We start from the raw sequence: 21,530 nt of genomic DNA, 5'->3' as shown, positions 1-21,530 counted from the left end.
TAAGCCCCCTTAAAAATAATTAAGAGGGCTTTATTGAGATTAAATATCCGTTTGATTATTACTACTTTCAATTAAGTGTTTAATCATCTCTTCCGATTGATTTTGTACATCAACCGCAGGTGCTGCTGCATCAATGCTTCCCCCACTTTGAGCTGGAGTATAAGCAATTGCAGAGCCTTCATCCTCAACCAGCGTATTTAGCGCTATAAGCTGCTCTGCATCTTCGCTGATAATAACGTCATCAATATTAAGCGGTTCTGCCGAACTCATTTGCACCGTTTGCTCAGGTGCTGATAGACCACTCAAGTTACCTAAATCAATCGTTTCAGTGCTTAATACGTTGTTGATTGAAACTTCATTAGGGGTTGTATCGCCTAAAGCCGACTCCTCACTAAATGATTCAGGGATTGTGTCGCCAGAGGCTGAGCCCGATCCATTATCGAAAAAATCTACAGTAACATCGTTATTTTTAGTATCTTTGATTAAGTAGTTTCCTGCTTCATCAACAGTAAAAAAATAATACTGCTCTCCTCCACCAATGTTTATATTAGCTAAACCTAACCCCCCCCCCCATTGACCATAGAGATTTGAAAAGAAATAGTTTCCATTACTTTCTAATACATCTAAATCTAAACCTAGTAAGTTAACACCTAATAATGAAGCGCCAACAACGTATACTTTAGTAAATGGCTCTGTCGTCCCTTCAACTGATGGGAGTAAAAGACCCAGACCTAAAGTTGTACCATAATAATCAACCTCAAAACCTATTGGCGTGGTATCAATAATCAATCCAGATACGCTACCGCTTGATGTTGTATTGCCTGATGCATCAGTTGCAACTGCTGTTACAGTATAAGCCCCATCAGCTAAATCAGTATCTGGTGAGACACTCCATACACCCGACTCACTCGTTTTCGTATCCTTGGTTAGGATAGTACCGCTTTCATCTATAAAGCTTACGGTAATATCTTCATTTGCTCCTGCAATACCAGTAATCTTCGGTGTATTATCGGCTGTTAACTCTAAGCCAGAATTAATTCCTATGCCTGAATCAATAATACTACTCGATGATTGCGCTCCAATATTACCTGCACCATCAACAATGCTTACATCAACGCTGTAATTCCCCTCAGAAAGTACTTCTGTTGATGTCACACTCCACATCTCATCAGGATCCACGTTTGTTTGAACATTGTGAGTGGCACCAGCTGAATCAGTAAACATAACAATTACTAACGCGCCTGCAAAACTTCCAATTACTGACCCTGTAACAGTAGGTGTTGTATCTTGCCCTACCAATATTGGATCTATGACTACAGTTGGCGCTGTGTAGTCTGTGCTTGACCCCATAGTATCGCTAGCAGAGTTACCCGCTGTATCGCTTATTGATGCTGTTGCACTAAAGCTACCTTCACTCAATGCGGTGGTAGCTGTTACTGACCACGTGCCATCTACTCCAACTTGAGCTGTTAATGTTTGTGAGTCGTTATTAACATCAGTAATAACAACACTCACATTTGTACCTGCTGGTGCGTCACTTTTCCCTTCAATAGTAGGTAGCGGATTATTTGTAACTGCTAACTGGTCAATTTCAATTGTTGGTGGTGTTAAATCAATAATGCCACCAAGACTTGTGGAACTTGTAAGCCCTAAGTTTTCAACTGTAGCACTTACAGTAAAGGCACCTTCAGCTAATGGAACGCTAGGTGTTAACGTCCATACTCCCGCGATAGCCTGTGTGTTGTAAGTAGTTGTTGTACCGCTACTATCGGTAATAACTACCTGTACATCACCTGCTAATACATCAGTGGTACCTGTAATCGTAGGTGTTGTATCGCTTGTATCTACAATTTGATTAATTAATAAACCAGGTAAGGTTGTACTAATAGTGCCTGTTTGCGTTGCTTTTGCAATGTTCCCTGCATCATCTGTACTAATGGCTTCAACTGTAATTTCTCCTTCTGGTAATAAAGGAGCAATGACAGACCAAGTACCATCTCCCAGAACAGTAGCAGTGACTGTTTGTACTGCGCCTGATGAGTCAGTGATGTTCACAGTAATTGAACTACCTGCGTCTTCATCACTATTACCTGTAATGGTAGGTGTTAGTGTATTAAGTACACCAATTACCTCAACTCCTAGCTCTGGGGGTAAAGTGTCTATGGTTACTTGCTCAGTGACCGACTGCCCTGTATTACCTGCCGCATCAGTAATACTCGCAAAAACAGTATATATACCATCTGATAAGCTACTAGTTTCTAAAGACCAATTGCCGTCGCCATCAAGTAGAGTATTAAATACAGTTTCGTTGCCATTGCTATCAACCACTGTTACGTCAATATCTGTACCTGGTTCTTCTGATGATGAACCTGAAATCTCTAATATATCGGTGTTGCTGATGCTCAACGGTAGAATACTCACAACTGGTACTAATGAATCAACTACAAATACGAGGGTATCGTTTACTACGTTGCCTGCATCATCAGTAATACTGACATTAGCAACGTGCTGCCCTTCAGATAATGCATCTAGTTGAAGTGTAAATTCCCCTGCAGCATTAACTGTCGTCTCGACTATCGAACCATCATCAAGCTGAATTTTTACAGTGCCGTTAATTAAATCACTAGTACCTTGAATTATTGGCGATGAATCCGATGTTGTACCAATAACGTCTAAGATTAGAGTTGGCGAGATGGTATCTACTACTCTAGTGAGCAGCTCTGTAGCTGTGATCCCTACTTCACTCAATACATTAGCAGTAACAGTAAAGACTCCTTCAGCCAATGATTGAGGAACTTGTACAGCCCACGTATTATCGGCTTGCACTATAGCCGTAAGCTCTTGTACTACATTTTCGCTATCTACAACTCTAATTAGCACTTCAGTGCCTGGTGCTTGGTCAGTCGTACCACTAATTATCGGCAAGTCTCCTTGCCCATTTACAAAGTCGACCACGGCATTAAGTAATGGCGTTGAGGCATCTACATCTGCAGTTGTTATCGTGGTGGCGTTACCTGCTTCATCGGTTGCTGAAGCCTCAACAACTGATAAGCCAATAACATTAACTGCCAAGCCTACCAGCCTCCAGTCGCCATTTGCATCAGTGGTTACATCGTATGTTAAATCAAGTAAATCGCCCGCTAATTCTAAAGTAACTGTAACTGTTTTACCTTCACCTAAGTCAGAGGTGCCAGATAAAGAAAGCAACTGACCTAATAGGAACGAAGGCACTATTGTTAGCTCTGGTCCCACGGTATCAACCTCTCCACCGGTTTTACTATCAGTAGAAGTATTGCCTGCAGCATCGCTAATAGTTACACTTACACTGTAAACACCGTCAGCCAAAATATTATCAGCAGCCGCTTGCCAGTCACCATTAGCGTCTGTTTGGACTGTCATTTGATGAGAAACTCCAGCAGAATCAGTAAAGGTAACAATAACGTTTGTATTTTCCTCGTTAGACGTACCTGTAATCAATGGAGTGCTATCTTGAGTTAGTATTAATGAACTTTGATTAATACTAATTTCAGGAGCAATTGTATCAATGGTTGCTGTATCTGTTGCATCCCCGGTATTACCCGCGCTATCAGTAACAAATGCTTCAACTGAATAATCGCCTTGTGAAAGAGAGCTACTTGCCTCTACAGACCATATACCACCAGTTTGAACTGTTGTATTTACAGTGTGCTCATTACCTTGTGCATCGGTGAATACCACTGCAACAGCATCACCCACATTGGCACCTGTCACACTCCCAGAAATACCCGGGGTTAGGTCTGTACTTCCAACAATATCGCTAATAGTTACAACTGGCGCTGTTATGTCAATTACCCCTGTAGTAGTTGTGTTTACAGGGTTACCGGCTGTATCTGTGGTTGAAGCTGAAATCGTGTAAGTGCCCTCGCTCAACTCTGCACTTGCAGCTACTGACCATGTGCCATTTGCACCAACCGTAGCATTAACCGTTTGCTCTGCACCTAAGCTATCAGTAATTAAAATAATAACTAATGCGCCCTGTGGTGCGGTGGTTGTGCCTGAAATAGTTGGCGTTGTATCATTTAAAGTTACAAGCGGTGTAATATTAAGTGCTGGTGCTGTTAAATCTATAACACCACTGCCCGTTGCATTACTCGTTAAGCCTCCTTCAGTCACACTTGCCGAAACAGTAAACTCCCCCTCAGGAAGAATACTTGTCGCATCAACACCCCAAATACCGCCTACAACCGAAGTAGTTACAGTATGTGAAACGTTATTAACGTCAGTTATAACGACCGTAATTTCTGTGTTATCTGCCGCACTACTTGTGCCCGATATTGCTGGTGTTTGATCGTTCGTATCAACAATTGTGTTAATATTGATTGTAGGCGCATTAGTATTTAGCGTTGCGGTAGCATTTGCTGAAGCACTATTACCTGCGGTATCGACAATAGTTGCAGAAACTATTACTTCACCATCAGTCAGTGCGTCTGTTATATTTACACTCCAAGCACCTCCTGCGCCAACAACAGCGGTGTAAGCCTCGGTACTATCTCCATCGGTCACAGTTACTGTAATACTCGTGTTTTCAGGTTCATTGGATGTGCCTGAAATAGTTGGCGTGCTGTTATTAATTGTACCTAATGCATTTATAGTAATACTTGGTGCTTGAGTATCAACAAAACTCGAACCTGTATCGGAGCCTGTATTACCAGCATCATCGGTAATACTTACCTCTACATCATAATTGCCATCTGGCAAGCTTGGCGCTGTAACTTGCCAATCGCCGCTAGCATCAACTATTGCAGTTAAAATGTGTGTGTCATTATTGCTATCTGTAATGGCTATATCGACCACCGTATTCTGTGGTTCAGTTGAAGTACCACTTATAATGGGTGTATCGGTGTTAAATACAGTTATATTATTAAGTGCAACAACAGGCACTTGGGTATCAATTGTTAAATCAATAGTCGTGCTGCTGGTATTATTAGCGTCATCGGTAATACTTACTTGCGCCGTATAATCACCATCAACAAGTGCTACGGGGACATCTACTTGCCAATTGCCATCAGTACCCACAGTTGCTGTTAGTGTTTGACCACCAATAATAATGCTTACATCTGCACCTATCTCATTACTTGTGCCTGAAATTGTAGGTGTTGTATCTATTGTCGCGTTAACTTCGTTCACAATTAATGTAGGATCAACACTGTCTATTTCACCTTGAGCCTGCTGCGTTGTTAAGTTACCAACACTGTCTCTAACCTCTGCAACAACGGTATATTGACCTTGCGCTAGCTCTGCAGGTACAGCAACAGACCAGTCGCCACCGGCTTGAACTGTCGCAGTAAACGCTTGGCTTTCTCCTTCACTATCAGTCACGGTTATATTAATTACAGTGCCTTGCCCCATATCGGTGGTGCCGCTAATTACTGGTGTACTGTCATTAGATAAAGCATCGACACTAACGGTTAGCTCTGGCGCTACGTTATCAAAATCAAGCGTATTAACTGTTCTTACATTACCGGCGGCATCCGTTGCACTGGCAGTCACATAGGCAAGGTTTAGTAAAGGTACTGTTATGTTTGCAAGCCCCCACGTACCATCAGGATTTGTTGTCGCTGTATAAGTTGCGCCAACTACCCCCCCAACTAGGTACTCTGTAATAGTGATTACAGAGCCTCCCGGTAGATCAGAATCTCCCGAAAGAGAAACCAAATTTCCTAATAAAAACGATGGAATAATTTCAAGATCCGGAGCGGTTATATCCACTTCGCCAGTGTCTTTACCCGTACCTGTGTTGCCTGCGGCATCGGTGATGCTGGCGCTGACATTGTAATTACCTTCGGCTAAATCGCCGCTTGGCGTTACACTCCAGTTACCACTTGCATCGGTTTGTACATCAATAGTTTGCACTGCATTCGCTGCATCTGTAAACGTAACCGTGATGGTGCTGTTAGGCGCATCACTGGTGCCAGTAACTGTCGGTGTGCTGTCGTTTGTTAATACTGGCGCATCAACGGTAATGCTTGGAGCAGCGGTGTCTATTGTGCCGCTGCCTGTAATATCGGTGCTGTTACCTGCCACATCGCTGATGTTAGCGGTGATCGTGTATGGCCCTTCTGCCAAGGCAGTCGGTACTTCTATAGAGAAGTTGCCATCAGCATCCACAGTGCTCGTAAAGGTTTGTGTATTACCTTGATCGTCCACCACGGTGAAGTTAATAACCGTGCCTTCAACGGCATCACTTGTTCCACTGAGGGTCGGGGTGATGTCATTACTTGAACCAGGATTCGTTAGGATCAGTGTCGGTGCAGTGGTATCTATTTCACCAGCGCCTGTGGCGGTGGTGTCGTTGCCTGCTACATCGCTCACGCTTGCGCTAATGGTGTATGCACCTTCTGCAAGTGCTACCGGTACAGGGATTGACCACGTACCATTGGCTAGTACGGTGGCGCTCATTGTTTGCGCTGCGCCGCTGCTGTCGGTGACAACAATGGTTACTTCACTGCCTTGCGGTGCATCGCTGGTACCTGCAATCGTTGGCGTGGTGTCGTTGCCTACACCGTTGTCGGTAATAACAAGGCTCGGGCCAGTAAGGTCTATCTGACCTGTTTCGGTGGCGCTGCCGATATTACCTAGACCATCATCTGCCTCTGCGGTGACAGTATATTCGCCTTCGGCTAAATCAGTTGGTGCATCGACGCTCCATACTCCACCCGTTACGGTTGTATCAACAGTCGTAATATTCCCTGCACTGTCTTCAAACGTTAAGCTAATGGTGGTGTCATCGGCCGCATCGCTTGTACCATTAATGGTTGGGGTGGTGTCGTTGGTATCAACCAATGCATTAATACTGATGCTCGGCGCAGTGGTGTTGAGTGTTGCGTTTTCACTTAATGTAGTGGTGTTGCCTGCACTGTCGCTGACGCTTGCTTCGATAGTGAGCTCACCATCGCTCAGTGCATTCGATACATCTGCTGACCAGCTGCCATCGGCTTGTACTGTTGCGGTAAACGTTTCTGTTGTGGTGCCGTCGCTTACACTGATGTTTATTACTGTGCCCGCTGGCGCATTGCTGCTTCCGCTGATTGCTGGGGTGCTGTCGTTCGTAGCGCCCACGGTATCCAGTGTTAATGTCGGTGCTAAGGTATCAAGAGTGCCTGATTGAACTGCGCCACCGGTGTTGCCTGCATCATCGGTGATACTGGCTTGCACGGTGTAGCTTCCATCCGGTAATTCAGGGCTAGTTGCTTGCCAATCGCCGTTTGCATCGACTGTGGCTGTAATTGGGTGTTCATCACCGTTGCTGTCAGTAATAACAATGTTTACAACCGTGCCTTCAGGCTCTGTTGAGGTACCACTAACAACTGGGGTGCTGTCGTTGCCAAGGCCCAGTGCATCAACGGTGACAACCGGTGTAATGGTGTCTACGTTACCACTGCTGCTCGCGGTGGTGTCGTTGCCTGCAGCATCCGTAATACTGGCGCTTACAGTAAAGTCACCTTGCGCAAGCGCACTTGGGATTTCAATGTCCCAGTGGCCATCACTTTCAACGGTGGTGGTAATGGTTTGCACTACGCCGTCGCTGTCGGTCACGATGAGTGTAACAGTGCCGCCAATTTCGTTACTGGTGCCTTGTAATGTCGGTGTTAGGTCGTTTACATCACCTACATTTTGTATCGTAAGCGTTGGCGCTTGCGTGTCGATGGTGGTGGTATCACTCGCGGTGGTTTCGTTGCCGACACTGTCGCGTACACTCACTTCAATGGTGCTTTCACCTTCGCTTAGCGGTGTGGTTGGAGTGGCACTCCAATTGCCATCCGCATCCACAAGCGCAGTGATGGTTTGTGGGTTGCCTGCGCTATCAGTAACCACAATCGTCACTTGTGCACCCTCACCTGCATCGCTTGTGCCGCTTATGATTGGCGTGTTGCTGTCGCTTTGTGCTGCAACATCAACAGTGAGTGTCGGTGGCGTATTATCAAAGTCGTCTGAGCTAATTGTACGGGTATTACCTGCTGCATCGGTCGCTGTTGCGATCACTGAGCCTAAGTTCAGTAATGAGATATCAATACCAGTCAGTGACCAGTTACCATTGGCGTCAGTGGTTGTGGTGTAACTTACGCCCACACCGCCGCCAACAAGTTGCTCAGTAATGGTAATTTCACTGCCAGCCGGTAAATCAGAGGTGCCGTTTAATAACACCAATGAACCTAATAAGAAGGTAGGTGTAAACGCTAAATCTGGCGGTGTTATATCTACTTCGCCTGTATCTGTACCTGTACCTGTGTTGCCTGCAGCATCAGTGATGCTGGCGCTGACATTGTAATTACCTTCAGCTAATGTACCTGTTGGTGTCGCACTCCAGTTACCGTTAGTATCTGTTTGTACATCAATGCTTTGAGTGGCATTTGCTGCATCTGTAAACGTAACCGTGATGGTGCTGTTAGGTGCATCACTGGTGCCCGCAACCGTGGGCGTGCTGTCGTTTGTTAATACTGGCGCATCTACACTCACACTTGGTGCTGTGGTATCAATGGTGCCGTTGCCGGTAATATCGGTGCTGTTACCTGCCACATCGCTGATATTGGCGGTGATCGTGTACGGCCCTTCTGCCAGTGCTGTTGGCACTTCGACTGAGAAGTTGCCATCGGCATCCACCGTGGTGGTAAAGGTTTGTGTATTGCCTTGATCGTCCATAACCGTGAAGTTAATAACCGTGCCTTCAACCGCATCACTTGTTCCACTGAGTGTCGGGGTGATGTCATTACTTGAGCCTGGGCTGGTAAGTACAAGTGTCGGTGCAGTGGTATCTATTTCACCTGCGCCTGTGGCGGTGGTGTCGTTGCCTGCCACATCTTCAACACTCGCGCTAATAGTGTATGCGCCCTCTGCAAGTGCTATCGGTACAGGGATTGACCACGTACCATTGGCTAGTACGGTGGCGCTCATTGTTTGCGCTGCGCCGCTGCTGTCGGTGACAACAATGGTTACTTCACTGCCTTGCGGTGCATCGCTAGTACCTGCAATCGTTGGCGTAGTGTCGTTGCCTACACCGTTGTTGGTAATAACAAGGCTTGGTCCGGTTAAGTCAATCTCGCCTGTCTCGGTGGCGGTGCCGATATTACCTAGACCATCGTCTACCTCTGCGGTGACAGTATATTCGCCTTCGGCTAAATCAGTTGGTGCATCGACGCTCCATACACCACCCGTTACGGTCGTATCAACAGTCGTAATATTCCCTGCACTGTCTTCAAACGTTAAACTAATGGTGGTGCCATCTGCCGCATCGCTTGTCCCGCGAATTTCTGGCGTGGTGTCATTAGTGTCAACCAGTGCATTAATACTGATACTTGGCGCCGTGGTGTTGAGTGTTGCGTTTTCACTTAATGTAGTGGTGTTCCCTGCACTGTCGCTTACGCTTGCTTCGATAGTGAGTGGACCATCAGTTAGCGCGTTCGGTACATCCGCTGACCAACTGCCATCGGCTTGTACTGTCGCGGTGAACGTTTCTGTATTATCTGCATCCGTGACGTTAATCGTTATAACCGTGCCTGCTGGCGCGTTTGATGTCCCGCTAATTGTTGGCGTGCTGTTATTAGTGGCGCCTACTGTGTCTAACGTCAGTGTCGGCGCTAAAGTATCTAAGCTGCCTGTTTGTGTGGCGCCGCCGGTGTTGCCTGCATCATCGGTGATACTGGCTTGTACGTTGTAGCTTCCATCTGGTAATTCAAGGCTGGTTGCTTGCCAATCGCCGTTTGCATCCACAGTAGCGGTGATTGGGTGCTCATCACCGTTACTGTCGGTAATAACAATGTTTACAACGGTGCCTTCAGGCTCTGTTGAAGTACCACTAATCACTGGGGTGCTGTCGTTACCTAGACCCAATGCGTCAACAGTGACGATTGGTGTAACCGTATCAACATTGCCACTGCTATTCGCTGTGCTCTCATTGCCTGCCGCATCGGTAATGCTGGCAACAACGCTAAAGTCACCTTGTGCAAGGGCTGTCGATACTTCGATTGCCCAGTGACCATCGCTGCCTACAACGGTGCTAAGGGTTTGATTGATGCCTCCGCTGTCGGTGATGGTGAGTGTTACGGTGCCACCAATTTCATTACTGGTGCCCTGCAGCTCAGGTGTTAAATCGCTAACATCGCCTACGTTTTGAATGGTGAGCGTTGGCGCTTGCGTGTCGATAGTCGTGGTGTCACTCACGGTGGTTTCATTGCCGACACTGTCGCGTACACTCACTTCAATGGTGCTTTCGCCTTCGCTTAGCGGTGTGGTTGGTGTGGCACTCCAATCACCGTTTGCATCCACAAGTGCGGTGATGGTTTGTGGGTTGCCTGCGCTATCAGTAACCACTATGGTCACTTGCGCACCCTCACCTGCGTCACTTGTGCCGCTTATGATTGGCGTGTTGCTGTCGCTTTGTGCGTCAACCTCAACAGTAAGCGTTGGTGGTGTGTTATCAAAGTCGTCTGAGCTAATTGTACGCGTGTTACCTGCGGCATCGGTCGCTGTTGCGATCACTGAGCCAACATCAAGTAACGATACATCTAATCCGACTAATGACCAGTTGCCATCCGCATCCGTTGTAGTGGTATAAGTTGCACCAATACCCCCGTTAACAAGTTGCTCGGTAATAGTAATTTCACTACCTGCTGGCAAGTCAGACGTACCACTTAATGTGACTAATAAGCCAAGCTCAAACGTTGGCGTAAAGGCAAGTGCTGGCGGGGTTACGTCTACTTCGCCACTGTCCGTGCCGGTGCCTGTGTTGCCTGCGGCATCGGTGATGCTAGCGCTGACGCTGTAGTCACCTTCAGCTAATGTACCTGTTGGTGTCGCACTCCAGTTACCATTAGCATCGGTTTGTACATCAATGCTTTGAGTTGCATTTGCTGCATCTGTAAACGTAACTGTGATAGTGCTATTAGGTGCATCACTGGTGCCCGTAACCGTGGGCGTGCTGTCGTTGGTTAGTAACGGCGCATTTACACTCACACTCGGTGCGGTCGTATCAATGGTGCCGTTGCCTGTAATACCGGTGCTGTTACCTGCCACATCGCTAATACTTGCTTCGATGCTGTATGGTCCTTCAGCCAATTCAGTCGGTACTTCTATAGAGAAGTTGCCATCGGCATCCACAGTGGTCGCAAAGGTTTGTGTATTGCCTTGATCGTCCACTACGGTGAAGTTAATAACGGTGCCTTCAACCGCATCGCTTGTGCCGCTAAATGTCGGGTTGATGTCATTACTTGAACCAGGGCTGGTAAGTACAAGTGTCGGTGCAATGGTATCTACTTCACCAGCGCCTGTGGCGGTGGCTTCGTTGCCTGCCACATCTTCAACACTCGCGCTTACGGTGTATGCACCTTCTGCAAGTGCTACCGGTACAGGAATTGACCACGTACCATTAGCAAGCACGGTGGCATTTATTGTTTGCGCTGCGCCGTTGCTGTCGGTGACAACAATGGTTACTTCACTGCCTTGCGGTGCATCGCTGGTACCTGCAATCGTTGGCGTGGTGTCGTTGCCTACACCGTTGTCGGTGATAACAAGGCTTGGTCCGGTTAAGTCAATCTCGCCTGTCTCGGTGGCGCTGCCGATATTACCTAGACCATCGTCTACCTCTGCGGTGACAGTATATTCGCCTTCGGCTAGAACGCTTGGTGCGTCTACGCTCCATACACCACCCGTTACGGTCGTATCAACAGTCGTAATATTCCCTGCTCTGTCTTCAAACGTTAAACTAATGGTGGTGCCATCTGCCGCATCACTTGTACCATTAATGGTTGGTGTGGTGTCGTTGGTATCAACCAAGGCATTAATGTTAATGCTCGGCGCGGTGGTGTTGAGTGTCGCGGTTTCACTTAATGTGGTGGTGTTTCCGGCGTTATCGCTCACGCTGGCTTCAATAGTAAGCTCTCCATCAGCTAATGCTGTCGGCACATCTGCTGACCAACTGCCGTCGGCTTGTACTGTCGCGGTGAACGTTTCGGTTGTGGTGCCGTCGCTTACGCTGATGTTTATCACTGTGCCCGCTGGCGCGTTCGATGTCCCGCTAATTGTTGGCGTGCTGTCGTTGGTGGCGCCGACGGTGTCTAACGTCAATGTTGGCGCTAAGGTATCAAGGGTGCCAGTTTGTGTGGCGCCACCGGTGTTGCCTGCATCATCGGTGATACTGGCTTGCACGGTGTAGCTTCCATCCGGTAATTCAGGGCTAGTTGCTTGCCAATCGCCGTTTGCATCGACTGTGGCTGTAATTGGGTGTTCATCACCGTTGCTGTCAGTAATAATAATGTTGATAACCGTGCCTTCAGGCTCTGTTGAGGTACCACTAACAACTGGGGTGCTGTCGTTACCTAGACCCAATGCGTCAACAGTGACGATTGGTGTAACCGTATCAACATTGCCACTGCTATTCGCTGTGCTCTCATTGCCTGCGGCATCGGTAATGCTCGCAACAACTGTGAAGTCACCTTGGGCAAGCGCGTTTGATACTTCAATAACCCAGTGGCCATCGCTGTCAACTATTGTATCAATGGTTTGCACAGCACCTGCGCTATCTGTGATAGTGAGTGTGACAGTGCCACCAATTTCATTACTGGTGCCTTGCAGCTCTGGTGTTAAATCACTTATATCGCCCACGCTTTGAATGGTGAGTGTTGGCGCTTGCGTGTCGATGGTACTGGTATCACTCAAGGTGGTTTCGTTACCTACACTGTCGCGCACACTGACTTCTATGGTCGTTTCACCTTCGCTTAGCGGTGTCGCTGGTGTGGCACTCCAGTTGCCATTGGCATCCACTAAAGCGGTGATGGTTTGTGGGTTGCCTGCGCTATCAGTAACCACAATCGTCACTTGCGCACCCTGACCTGCGTCACTTGTGCCGCTTATGATTGGCGTGTTGCTGTCGCTTTGTGCTGCAACATCAACAGTGAGTGTCGGTGGCGTATTATCAAAGTCATCTGAGCTAATTGTACGGGTATTACCTGCGGCATCGGTCGCTGTTGCGATCACTGAGCCTAAGTTCAGTAATGAGATATCAATACCAGTCAGTGACCAGTTACCATTGGCATCAGTGGTTGTGGTGTAGCTTAACCCTACGCCACCGCCAACAAGTTGCTCAGTAATCGTAATTTCACTGCCAGCCGGTAAATCAGAGGTACCGTTTAATAACACCAATGAGCCTAATAAGAAGGTAGGTGTAAACGCTAAATCTGGCGGTGTTATATCTACTTCGCCACTGTCAGTGCCGGTGCCTGTATTGTCTGCAGCATCGGTAATGCTGGCGCTAACGCTGTAATTACCTTCAGCTAATGTGCCTGTTGGTGTCGCACTCCAGTTACCATTGGCATCGGTTTGTACATCAATGCTTTGAGTCGCATTCGCGGCATCTGTAAACGTCACCGTAATGGTGCTATTTGGTGCATCACTGGTGCCTGTGACTGTTGGCGTGCTGTCGTTTGTTAATAATGGTGCATTTACACTCACACTCGGCGCGGACGTGTCTATTGTGCCGTTGCCGGTAATATCGGTGCTGTTACCTGCTACATCGCTGATGTTAGCAGTAATCGTATACGGTCCTTCTGCCAGTGCGGTGGTTACTTCGACCGAGAAGTTGCCATCGGCATCAACCGTGGTGGTGAACGTTTGTGAGCTACCTAAATCATCCACTACGGTGAAGTTAATAACCGTGCCTTCAACCGCATCGCTTGTGCCGCTAAATATCGGCGTTACATCATTACTTGAACCTGGGCTGGTAAGCACAAGTGTCGGTGCAGTGGTGTCTACTTCACCAGCGCCTGTGGCGGTGGTGTCGTTGCCTGCGGCATCTTCAACACTTGCACTAATGGTGTATGCACCTTCTGCTAGTGCTACCGGTACAGGGATTGACCATGTGCCATTGGCAAGTACGGTGGCGCTTATTGTTTGCGGTGTACCACTGCTGTCAGTGACAACAATCGTTATTTCACTTCCCTGCACTGCATCACTGGTACCTGCAATCGTTGGGGTGGTGTCGTTGCCTACACCGTTGTTGGTAATAACAAGGCTCGGTGCGGTTAAGTCAATCTCGCCTGTCTCGGTGGCGCTGCCGATATTACCTAGACCATCGTCTACCTCTGCGGTGACAGTATATTCGCCTTCAGCTAGAACGCTTGGTACGTCTACGCTCCATACACCACCCGTTACGGTCGTATCAACAGTCGTAATATTCCCTGCACTGTCTTCAAACGTTAAACTAATGGTGGTGCCATCTGCCGCATCGCTTGTACCATTAATGGTTGGGGTGGTGTCGTTGGTATCAACCAATGCATTAATACTAATGCTTGGGGCCGTGGTGTTGAGTGTTGCGGTTTCACTTAATGTAGTGGTATTACCGGCGTTATCACTCACGCTAGCTTCAATGGTGAGCTCACCATCGCTCAGTGCATTCGGTACATCCGCTGACCAGCTGCCATCAGCTTGTACTGTTGCGGTGAACGTTTCTGTTGTGGTGCCATCACTCACGCTGATGCTAATAACAGTCCCAGCTGGCGCATTGGTACTTCCGCTGATAGTCGGGGTGCTATCGTTCGTTGCGCCCACGGTATCAAGCACAAGCGTTGGCGCGAGGCTATCAATGGTGCCCGATTGCACGGCACTATCGGTGTTACCTGCGGCATCGGTAATGCTGGCTTGCACACTGTAGCTGCCCTCTGGTAATTCAGGGCTGATTGCTTGCCAGTTGCCGTTCGCATCGACTGTGGCTGTAATTGGTGTTTCATCGCCGTTACTGTCTGTGATAACAATATTCACAACGGTGCCTTCAGGCTCTGTTGAGGTACCACTAACAACTGGGGTGCTGTCGTTGCCTAAACCCAGTGCATCAACGGTGATAACCGGTGTAATGGTATCTACATTACCACTACTGTTGGCCATGGTGTCGTTGCCTGCAGCATCAGTGATGCTGGCAACAACGCTAAAGTCACCTTGTGCAAGGGCACCTGGAATTTCAATATTCCAGTGGCCATCACTTTCAACGGTGGTGGTGAAGGTTTGCTCAGCGCCTTGGCTGTCGGTGATGGTCAGTGTTACGGTGCCGCCAATTTCATTACTAGTGCCCTGCAGCTCAGGTGTTAAATCGCTGACATCGCCTACGTTTTGAATGGTGAGTATTGGCGCTTGTGTGTCTAACGTAATTGTATCCGTAACTGTTGTCGTATTTCCTGCTTCATCAGACACACTCACTTCTATGGTGTTATCACCTTCATTTAAATCTGCTTGTGGAGTTACTTCCCAGTTACCATTTGTATCTACTGTGGTGGTAAGTGTTTGTTCAACCCCGTTTCCATCAGTAATAACAACCGTGATGCTGGTACCAACGTCTGCATCACTAGTGCCTGAAATGGTAGGTGTTGAGTCGTTAGTTAGAGTATCAAAGTCAACGGTTAAGCTAGGCCCTGATGTGTCTATATTACCGGTAGCCGTGGTTGAAGCGCTATTTCCTGCAGCATCAGATACTTCAGCTTCTACAGAATAATCGCCCGAGGCCAGCTCTTGAGAAAGCTCAACACTCCAATTACCATCGGCATCCGTTGTAGTGCTAAATGTACGAACAACCCCTTGAGAATCAGTAACCGTTAAATTTATAACTGTGCCTGAAGCTACGTCAGTTGTGTTACCAGAAATAACCGGTGTTGTATCATTACTTGTCTCTAGTTCATTTACTTGTATTGTTGGAGGCGTAATATCAATTACAGCATCAAGCTCTGCATTAGCCGTTCCACCACCTATGTCTGTTACTGTTGCACTAATTAAAATGGTGCCCTCAGCTAAATTTGCAGGCGGAGTAACACTCCAAAGACCGTTTTCATCAACAACTGTGGTTAAAGTAATTATTGCACCCGCTGAGTCAGTGATCTGAACTCCCACTTGAGAGCCAACTTGTGCATTAAAAGTATCACCATTTATTTGAGGTGTTTGATCGTTAGTTTCGCCAATAATATCAATGGTAATGGTCAATGCGCTTGTATCAATTGTGCCTGAAGCACTTGCTGTGCCTTCATTACCAGCGCTATCACTAATACTTGCATCTACAGAGTAGCTTCCTTCAGCTAAAGCCGCGGATACTTCTGCAGTCCAACTTCCATCAGCAATTACTTGTGCTGTAATTGTTTGTAATTCACCGTTAGCATCGGTCACGGTTAAAGTTACGGTTGAACCAGCTGGCTCCCCGCTAACCGTACCTGAAATGATCGGTGTTGTATCACTCGTATCGCCTAACGCGTTAATAGTCACTATTGGCGCTGTGGTATCAACTTCTCCCGTTGTTGTGGCTGTGGTTTCATTACCTGCGGTATCTGTAACCGATACCTCAACAGTAAATTCGCCTTCGCTTAGTTCATTTGGCACATCAGCACTAAAGGTGCCATCAGCTTGCACTTCAGTGGTAATGATTTGTGAGTTACCGGCTTCATCAGTTACCGTAATAGTAACAACTGTACCTTCTGGCTCACTCGTCGCGGTGCCTGAAATAGTTGGAGTGGTGTTGTTAGTATCACCTACGGGGTCAATAATAACTGTTGGCGCGGCAGTATCAACTTCGCCTGTTGTTGTTACGGTTGTTTCATTCCCTGCTGTATCGGTAACCGATACTTCAACAGTAAACTCACCTTCACTTAATTCATTTGGTACATCAACACTAAATGTGCCATCGGCTTGTACTTCTGTGGTTATGGTTTGTGGATTACCTGCTTCATCAGTTACTGTAATAGTAACAACCGTGCCTTCTGGCTCACCCGTTACGGTGCCTGATATAGTTGGGGTGGTATCGTTAGTATCACCTACTGGGTCAATAATAACTGTTGGCGCGGTAGTATCGACTTCTCCCGTTGTTGTTGCTGTGGTTTCATTACCCGCAGTATCTGTAACCGATACTTCAACAGTAAATTCGCCTTCACTTAATTCGTTCGGCACATCTACACTGAAGGTGCCATCGGCTTGTACCTCAGTAGTAATTATTTGTGGATTACCTGCTTCATCAGTTACCGTAATTGTAACTAATGTGCCTTCTGGCTCACCCGTTGCGGTGCCTGAAATTGTTGGTGTGGTATCGTTAGTATCACCTATGGGGTCAATAGTAACTGTTGGCGCGGCAGTATCAACTTCGCCCGTCGTTGTTGCTGTGGTTTCATTACCTGAAGTGTCAGTAACAGATACCTCAACAGTAAATTCACCTTCACTTAGTTCATTTGGTACGTCCACACTAAAGGTACCATCAGCTTGTACTTCAGTAGTAATTATTTGTGGGTTACCTGCTTCATCAGTCACGGTAATAGTAACAACCGTGCCTTCTGGCTCACCTGTTGCGGTGCCTGAAATAGTTGGGGTGGTGTCGTTACTATCAGCCAGTGCATCTATCGTGATCACCGGTGCTAAAGTATCAACCTCGCCAGTCGTAGTTGCTGTGGTTTCATTGCCCGCAGTATCTGTAACCGATACCTCAACAGTAAATTCACCTTCACTTAATTCGTTCGGCACATCAACAGTGAAAGTGCCATCAGCGAGCACTTCTGTAGTAATTATTTGTGGATTACCTGCTTCATCAGTTACCGTAATAGTAACAACCGTGCCTTCTGGCTCGCCCGTTGCAGTGCCAGAAATTGTCGGTGTTGTATCGTTACTATCAGCGAGTGCATCAATCGTAATAGTTGGTGCGGTATTATCGATAGTTCCTTGTGCTGAAGTTTCACTTTGGTTACCTGCTTCATCGCTAACGATGGCATTAACGCTAAAGTCACCTTCAACTAACTCATTAATAGCATCAGCTGTCCAGCTACCATCAGCTAGCGTTTGTGTTGTAATTGTTTGTGTATTACCACCAGCATCCGTCAATATTAACGTAACCGTTGTTCCAGCTGGCACATTTTGTACGGAACCTGATATTGTTGGAGTAGTATCGGCACTATCTGGGATTGTATTAATTGCTATAATTGGAGCTGATAAATCAATTGTTCCAGTACCGGTATCGCTTGCTTCATTACCTGCAGCGTCTGTTACTGTTGCCGTAATTGTAAAGTCGCCTTCAGCAACAGCTTGAGTTGCACCAACTTGCCAAGTTCCATCTTCTGACACAACCGCCGTCAATGTTTGAGACTCACCATTTGCATCAGTAACTAAAACACTAACAAGGCTACCCGGAGCTACATCACTTGTTGTTCCGCTAAATGTAGGCGTTGTATCGTTTGAATCAGCAAAGTCATTTATTGCAACTAAAGGAGGGGTGGTATCAACTGAGCCTAATTGTGAATCTTGAGCTGCGTTACCTGCATTATCAGATACATTAGCAGTTACGGTAAAATCCCCCTCGCTTAAAGCAGTTGGAACCTCAATACTCCAAGTACCATCCGCACTTATAGTAGTAACTAACTGTTGCTCAGCCCCTAGACTATCAGTAACAGTTAAAGTCACTTCACTGCCCGATGCTAATCCTTGGGTAGAGCCGGTAAGAGTAGGTGTTGTATCGTTTGTATCAGCAATATTGTTGATAGTGACACTTGGTGCGGTTAAATCGACCGTACCTGTAACAGTTGCCGTACTGCTATTGCCTGCAGTGTCGCTAACACTTGCTGTTACTGTGAAATCACCTTCACTGAGATCTGCAATAATATCCGCTGTATATGTACCATCTGTATTTGTAGTTGTTGTAAGTGTTTGTTCATTACCTTCACTGTCAGTTATTACTAATGTAACTTCGGTCCCTGCAGGTACATCAATTACATTACCGCTTACAGATGGGGTTACATCATTCGTATCCTCAATAGGATTAATCGTGATTGCAGGATCTGTTAAATCAATTTCTCCAGTTTCGCTTGCAGAAGCTGTATTACCTGCAGCATCAGTCACTGTTGCAACCACACTAAACTGGCCTTCAACTAATTCATTACTTGCCTCAACTGACCAACTTCCGTCAGCACCTGTAACTACTTCCACGGTTTCTGCTACGCCATCGCTTCCTGTAAATGTAACGGTTACTAACGCACCAGGTTCTACGTCTTGTGTAGAACCGCTAATTGTTGGTGTTGTATCGTTAGTATCAATAATAAAATTAATGCTTACAGTTAAATCAACATTACCTACTGCACTTGCTTGCGCTTCATTACCCGAGTCATCTATAACAGCAGCAACTACGGTAAAGTCGCCCTCAGGTAGAGGGGTTGTTACTTGTGCAGTCCACGAACCATCTGCTTGCGTCACTGCAAGTAATGTAAATGTACTCCCATCGCTTGCCGTAATAGTTAAAGTAATGGTTGTACCTGCAGGCACATTACCGGTGTTACCACTTAAAAATGGAGTGGTATCGTTAGTATTAGCAATTGCATCGATTTGAATTGAAATAGGAGCAAACGTTATTTCGCCGTTTGTTTGCGCAGTAGCCTCATTACCTGCTGGATCGGTTACTGACGCAGTTGCTGTAAACTCACCACCTGGCAAGATTTCATTAGCATCAACACTCCATGTGCCATCTTCATTTAATAAAGTAGTTAAAGTTTGTACGCTACCGTTTATATCGGTTACTAATACTGTAATTACAGAGCCTGCTGGAGCGTCTTCTACCCTACCTACAAATGTTGGTGTAGTATCGTTAGTATCAGCAATTGCAGTAACGGTAATATCTGGATTTGTTAAATCAACAACACCTTGGTTATTTGCTTGGGCTTGATTACCTGCAGCATCGCTTACACTTGCATCAACCTCAAACTGCCCTTCAGCCAATGGCGTAGTTACGTCAATAGACCAATCACCATCAGCGTTAGTTTGGGTTAATAATGTTTGAGTTTGACCATTAAAATCGGTAATAACCACACTAATAATAGAGCCTGCAGGTACATCTTGCGCGTTACCTGTAATAGTTGGCGTGGTGTCTTGAGTGTCGTTAATATTATTAATTTGTACCGTAGGCGCCGTTAAATCAACTACTCCTGAATCACTTGCTAATGCTAAGTTTCCTACACTGTCGCTTACTTGTGCATCAACAGTAAAATCACCTTCAGGTAAAGGAGTCCCAACTTCTACACTCCAGCTTCCATCGGCTTGAGTAACCGCTGTTAATGTTTGTATTTGTCCTGCACTATCTGTAACAGTAATTGTTACTTGCGTGCCTTCAGGAACCCCATTTGTTGTTCCAACAAGTGGTGGTGTTGCGTTATTTGTTTCATCAGTTACATTTACTGTGATTACCGGAGCAGTTAAATCTACATTCGCTAAAGCTTGATCTACAGCTTGATTTCCAGCTGCATCAATCGCCACTGCGCTTACGTTAAACTCTCCTTCAGATAAAGGTGAGGTAGTAGTAACAACCCAATTTCCTAGCGCATCAACCTGAGTAACAATTGTTTGTACCGTACCTGCACTATCCGTTAACGTGACCGACACATTATCCCCAGTGTTCAACCCAGATACAGTCCCTGTTACTGTCACTGTTTGCGAAGCAGAATCGGCAACAGGATCAATAGCAATAAGCGGAGGTGTTGTATCAATTTCTATAGAAATAGTGTCGTTTATAGGGTTGCCAACAGGATCTGTTGCTTCAACAACAACGGTCACAGGGCCATCCGCAACTGGAGTTGGTAGGGTTATTTCAAAGGTACCATCAGGGCCAATCACAACACTAACTACTTGAGAATTTCCATCAACATCAGTTACCGTTACATTAACCGTTTCGCCAATTAAGTTTTCACTCGTACCGGTAATTGTTGGTTGTGATGAATTAGTAACGCCCAGCTCATTAAGTGAAATAGAAGCCGAAGTTGCGTCAGGCACAATACCATCAGAGGTATCTCTTAAATTAAAAGCTTCAGTAGCGCTTTGATCAAAAGAAGAATCAAAAGTAACACTACTAGGATCAACACTTTCAGAAATTCGGGTTAACTGTACAAACGAACTACCTCCATCTGCACCAGCTGCATTACCGCCACCAGCGGCTGTTGCCTCTAAATTATCTAAAATGTCCCCATCACCCTCTAATGCATCTAAAAAATCTGTTACATCTGAATTAGCCGCCGTTGATGAGTCTTGTTCTGTACCTAAATCTAAGCTTGCGATTGCTTCATCTAAACTTTCATCAAAAACAGTTGTTTCGCTAGAGTCTCTTGCTTCTTTCGCTAATAGGTCTGGTGTTATTTTTACCTTTTGATTTGCGGGTATAGATAAGGTTTCACCTTGCACATCTATTTGTAACGACGACTTAATAGCAGTAACAACTAAATCACCTACGGTAATAATGTCACCCACGTTTAACGCTCTTATTGATCCATCATCCAACACAACACCCGCCGAACCCTGAATATCAATAACTACAAGTTGATTTGCTTCCATTTAGGTACCCTCAAACTTTTTAAAATAACAATCTAATAAATTAAAGGTAGAACAAAAAAAGCACATAGATACTGGACTCAAGTACAGGTTTAGAAGAAAAATTCAAAAATAAAAAATCAACAAAAAAGTGGTAGAAATTTTTTTTCATGCTACCCGAAAAGATTACTTGCAAAATTAGCACT

The 21,530-nt window shown here is 46.2% G+C and carries 1 protein-coding gene; it reads right to left on the bottom strand.

From position 1 onward, the window contains the following. Positions 1–39: 39 nt before the first annotated feature. On the bottom strand, positions 40–21,348 hold the full coding sequence (locus tag PARC_RS04545) for an Ig-like domain-containing protein (protein WP_096058049.1): 21,309 nt from the start codon (positions 21,346–21,348) through the stop codon (positions 40–42). Between the last annotated feature and the right edge of the window lie 182 nt (positions 21,349–21,530).

The organism is Pseudoalteromonas arctica A 37-1-2 (assembly GCF_000238395.3).
GTDB classification, from domain to species: domain Bacteria; phylum Pseudomonadota; class Gammaproteobacteria; order Enterobacterales; family Alteromonadaceae; genus Pseudoalteromonas; species Pseudoalteromonas arctica.
The sequence above is the reverse complement of the archived record's forward strand: the minus strand, read 5'-3'. Positions and strand labels throughout refer to the sequence as shown.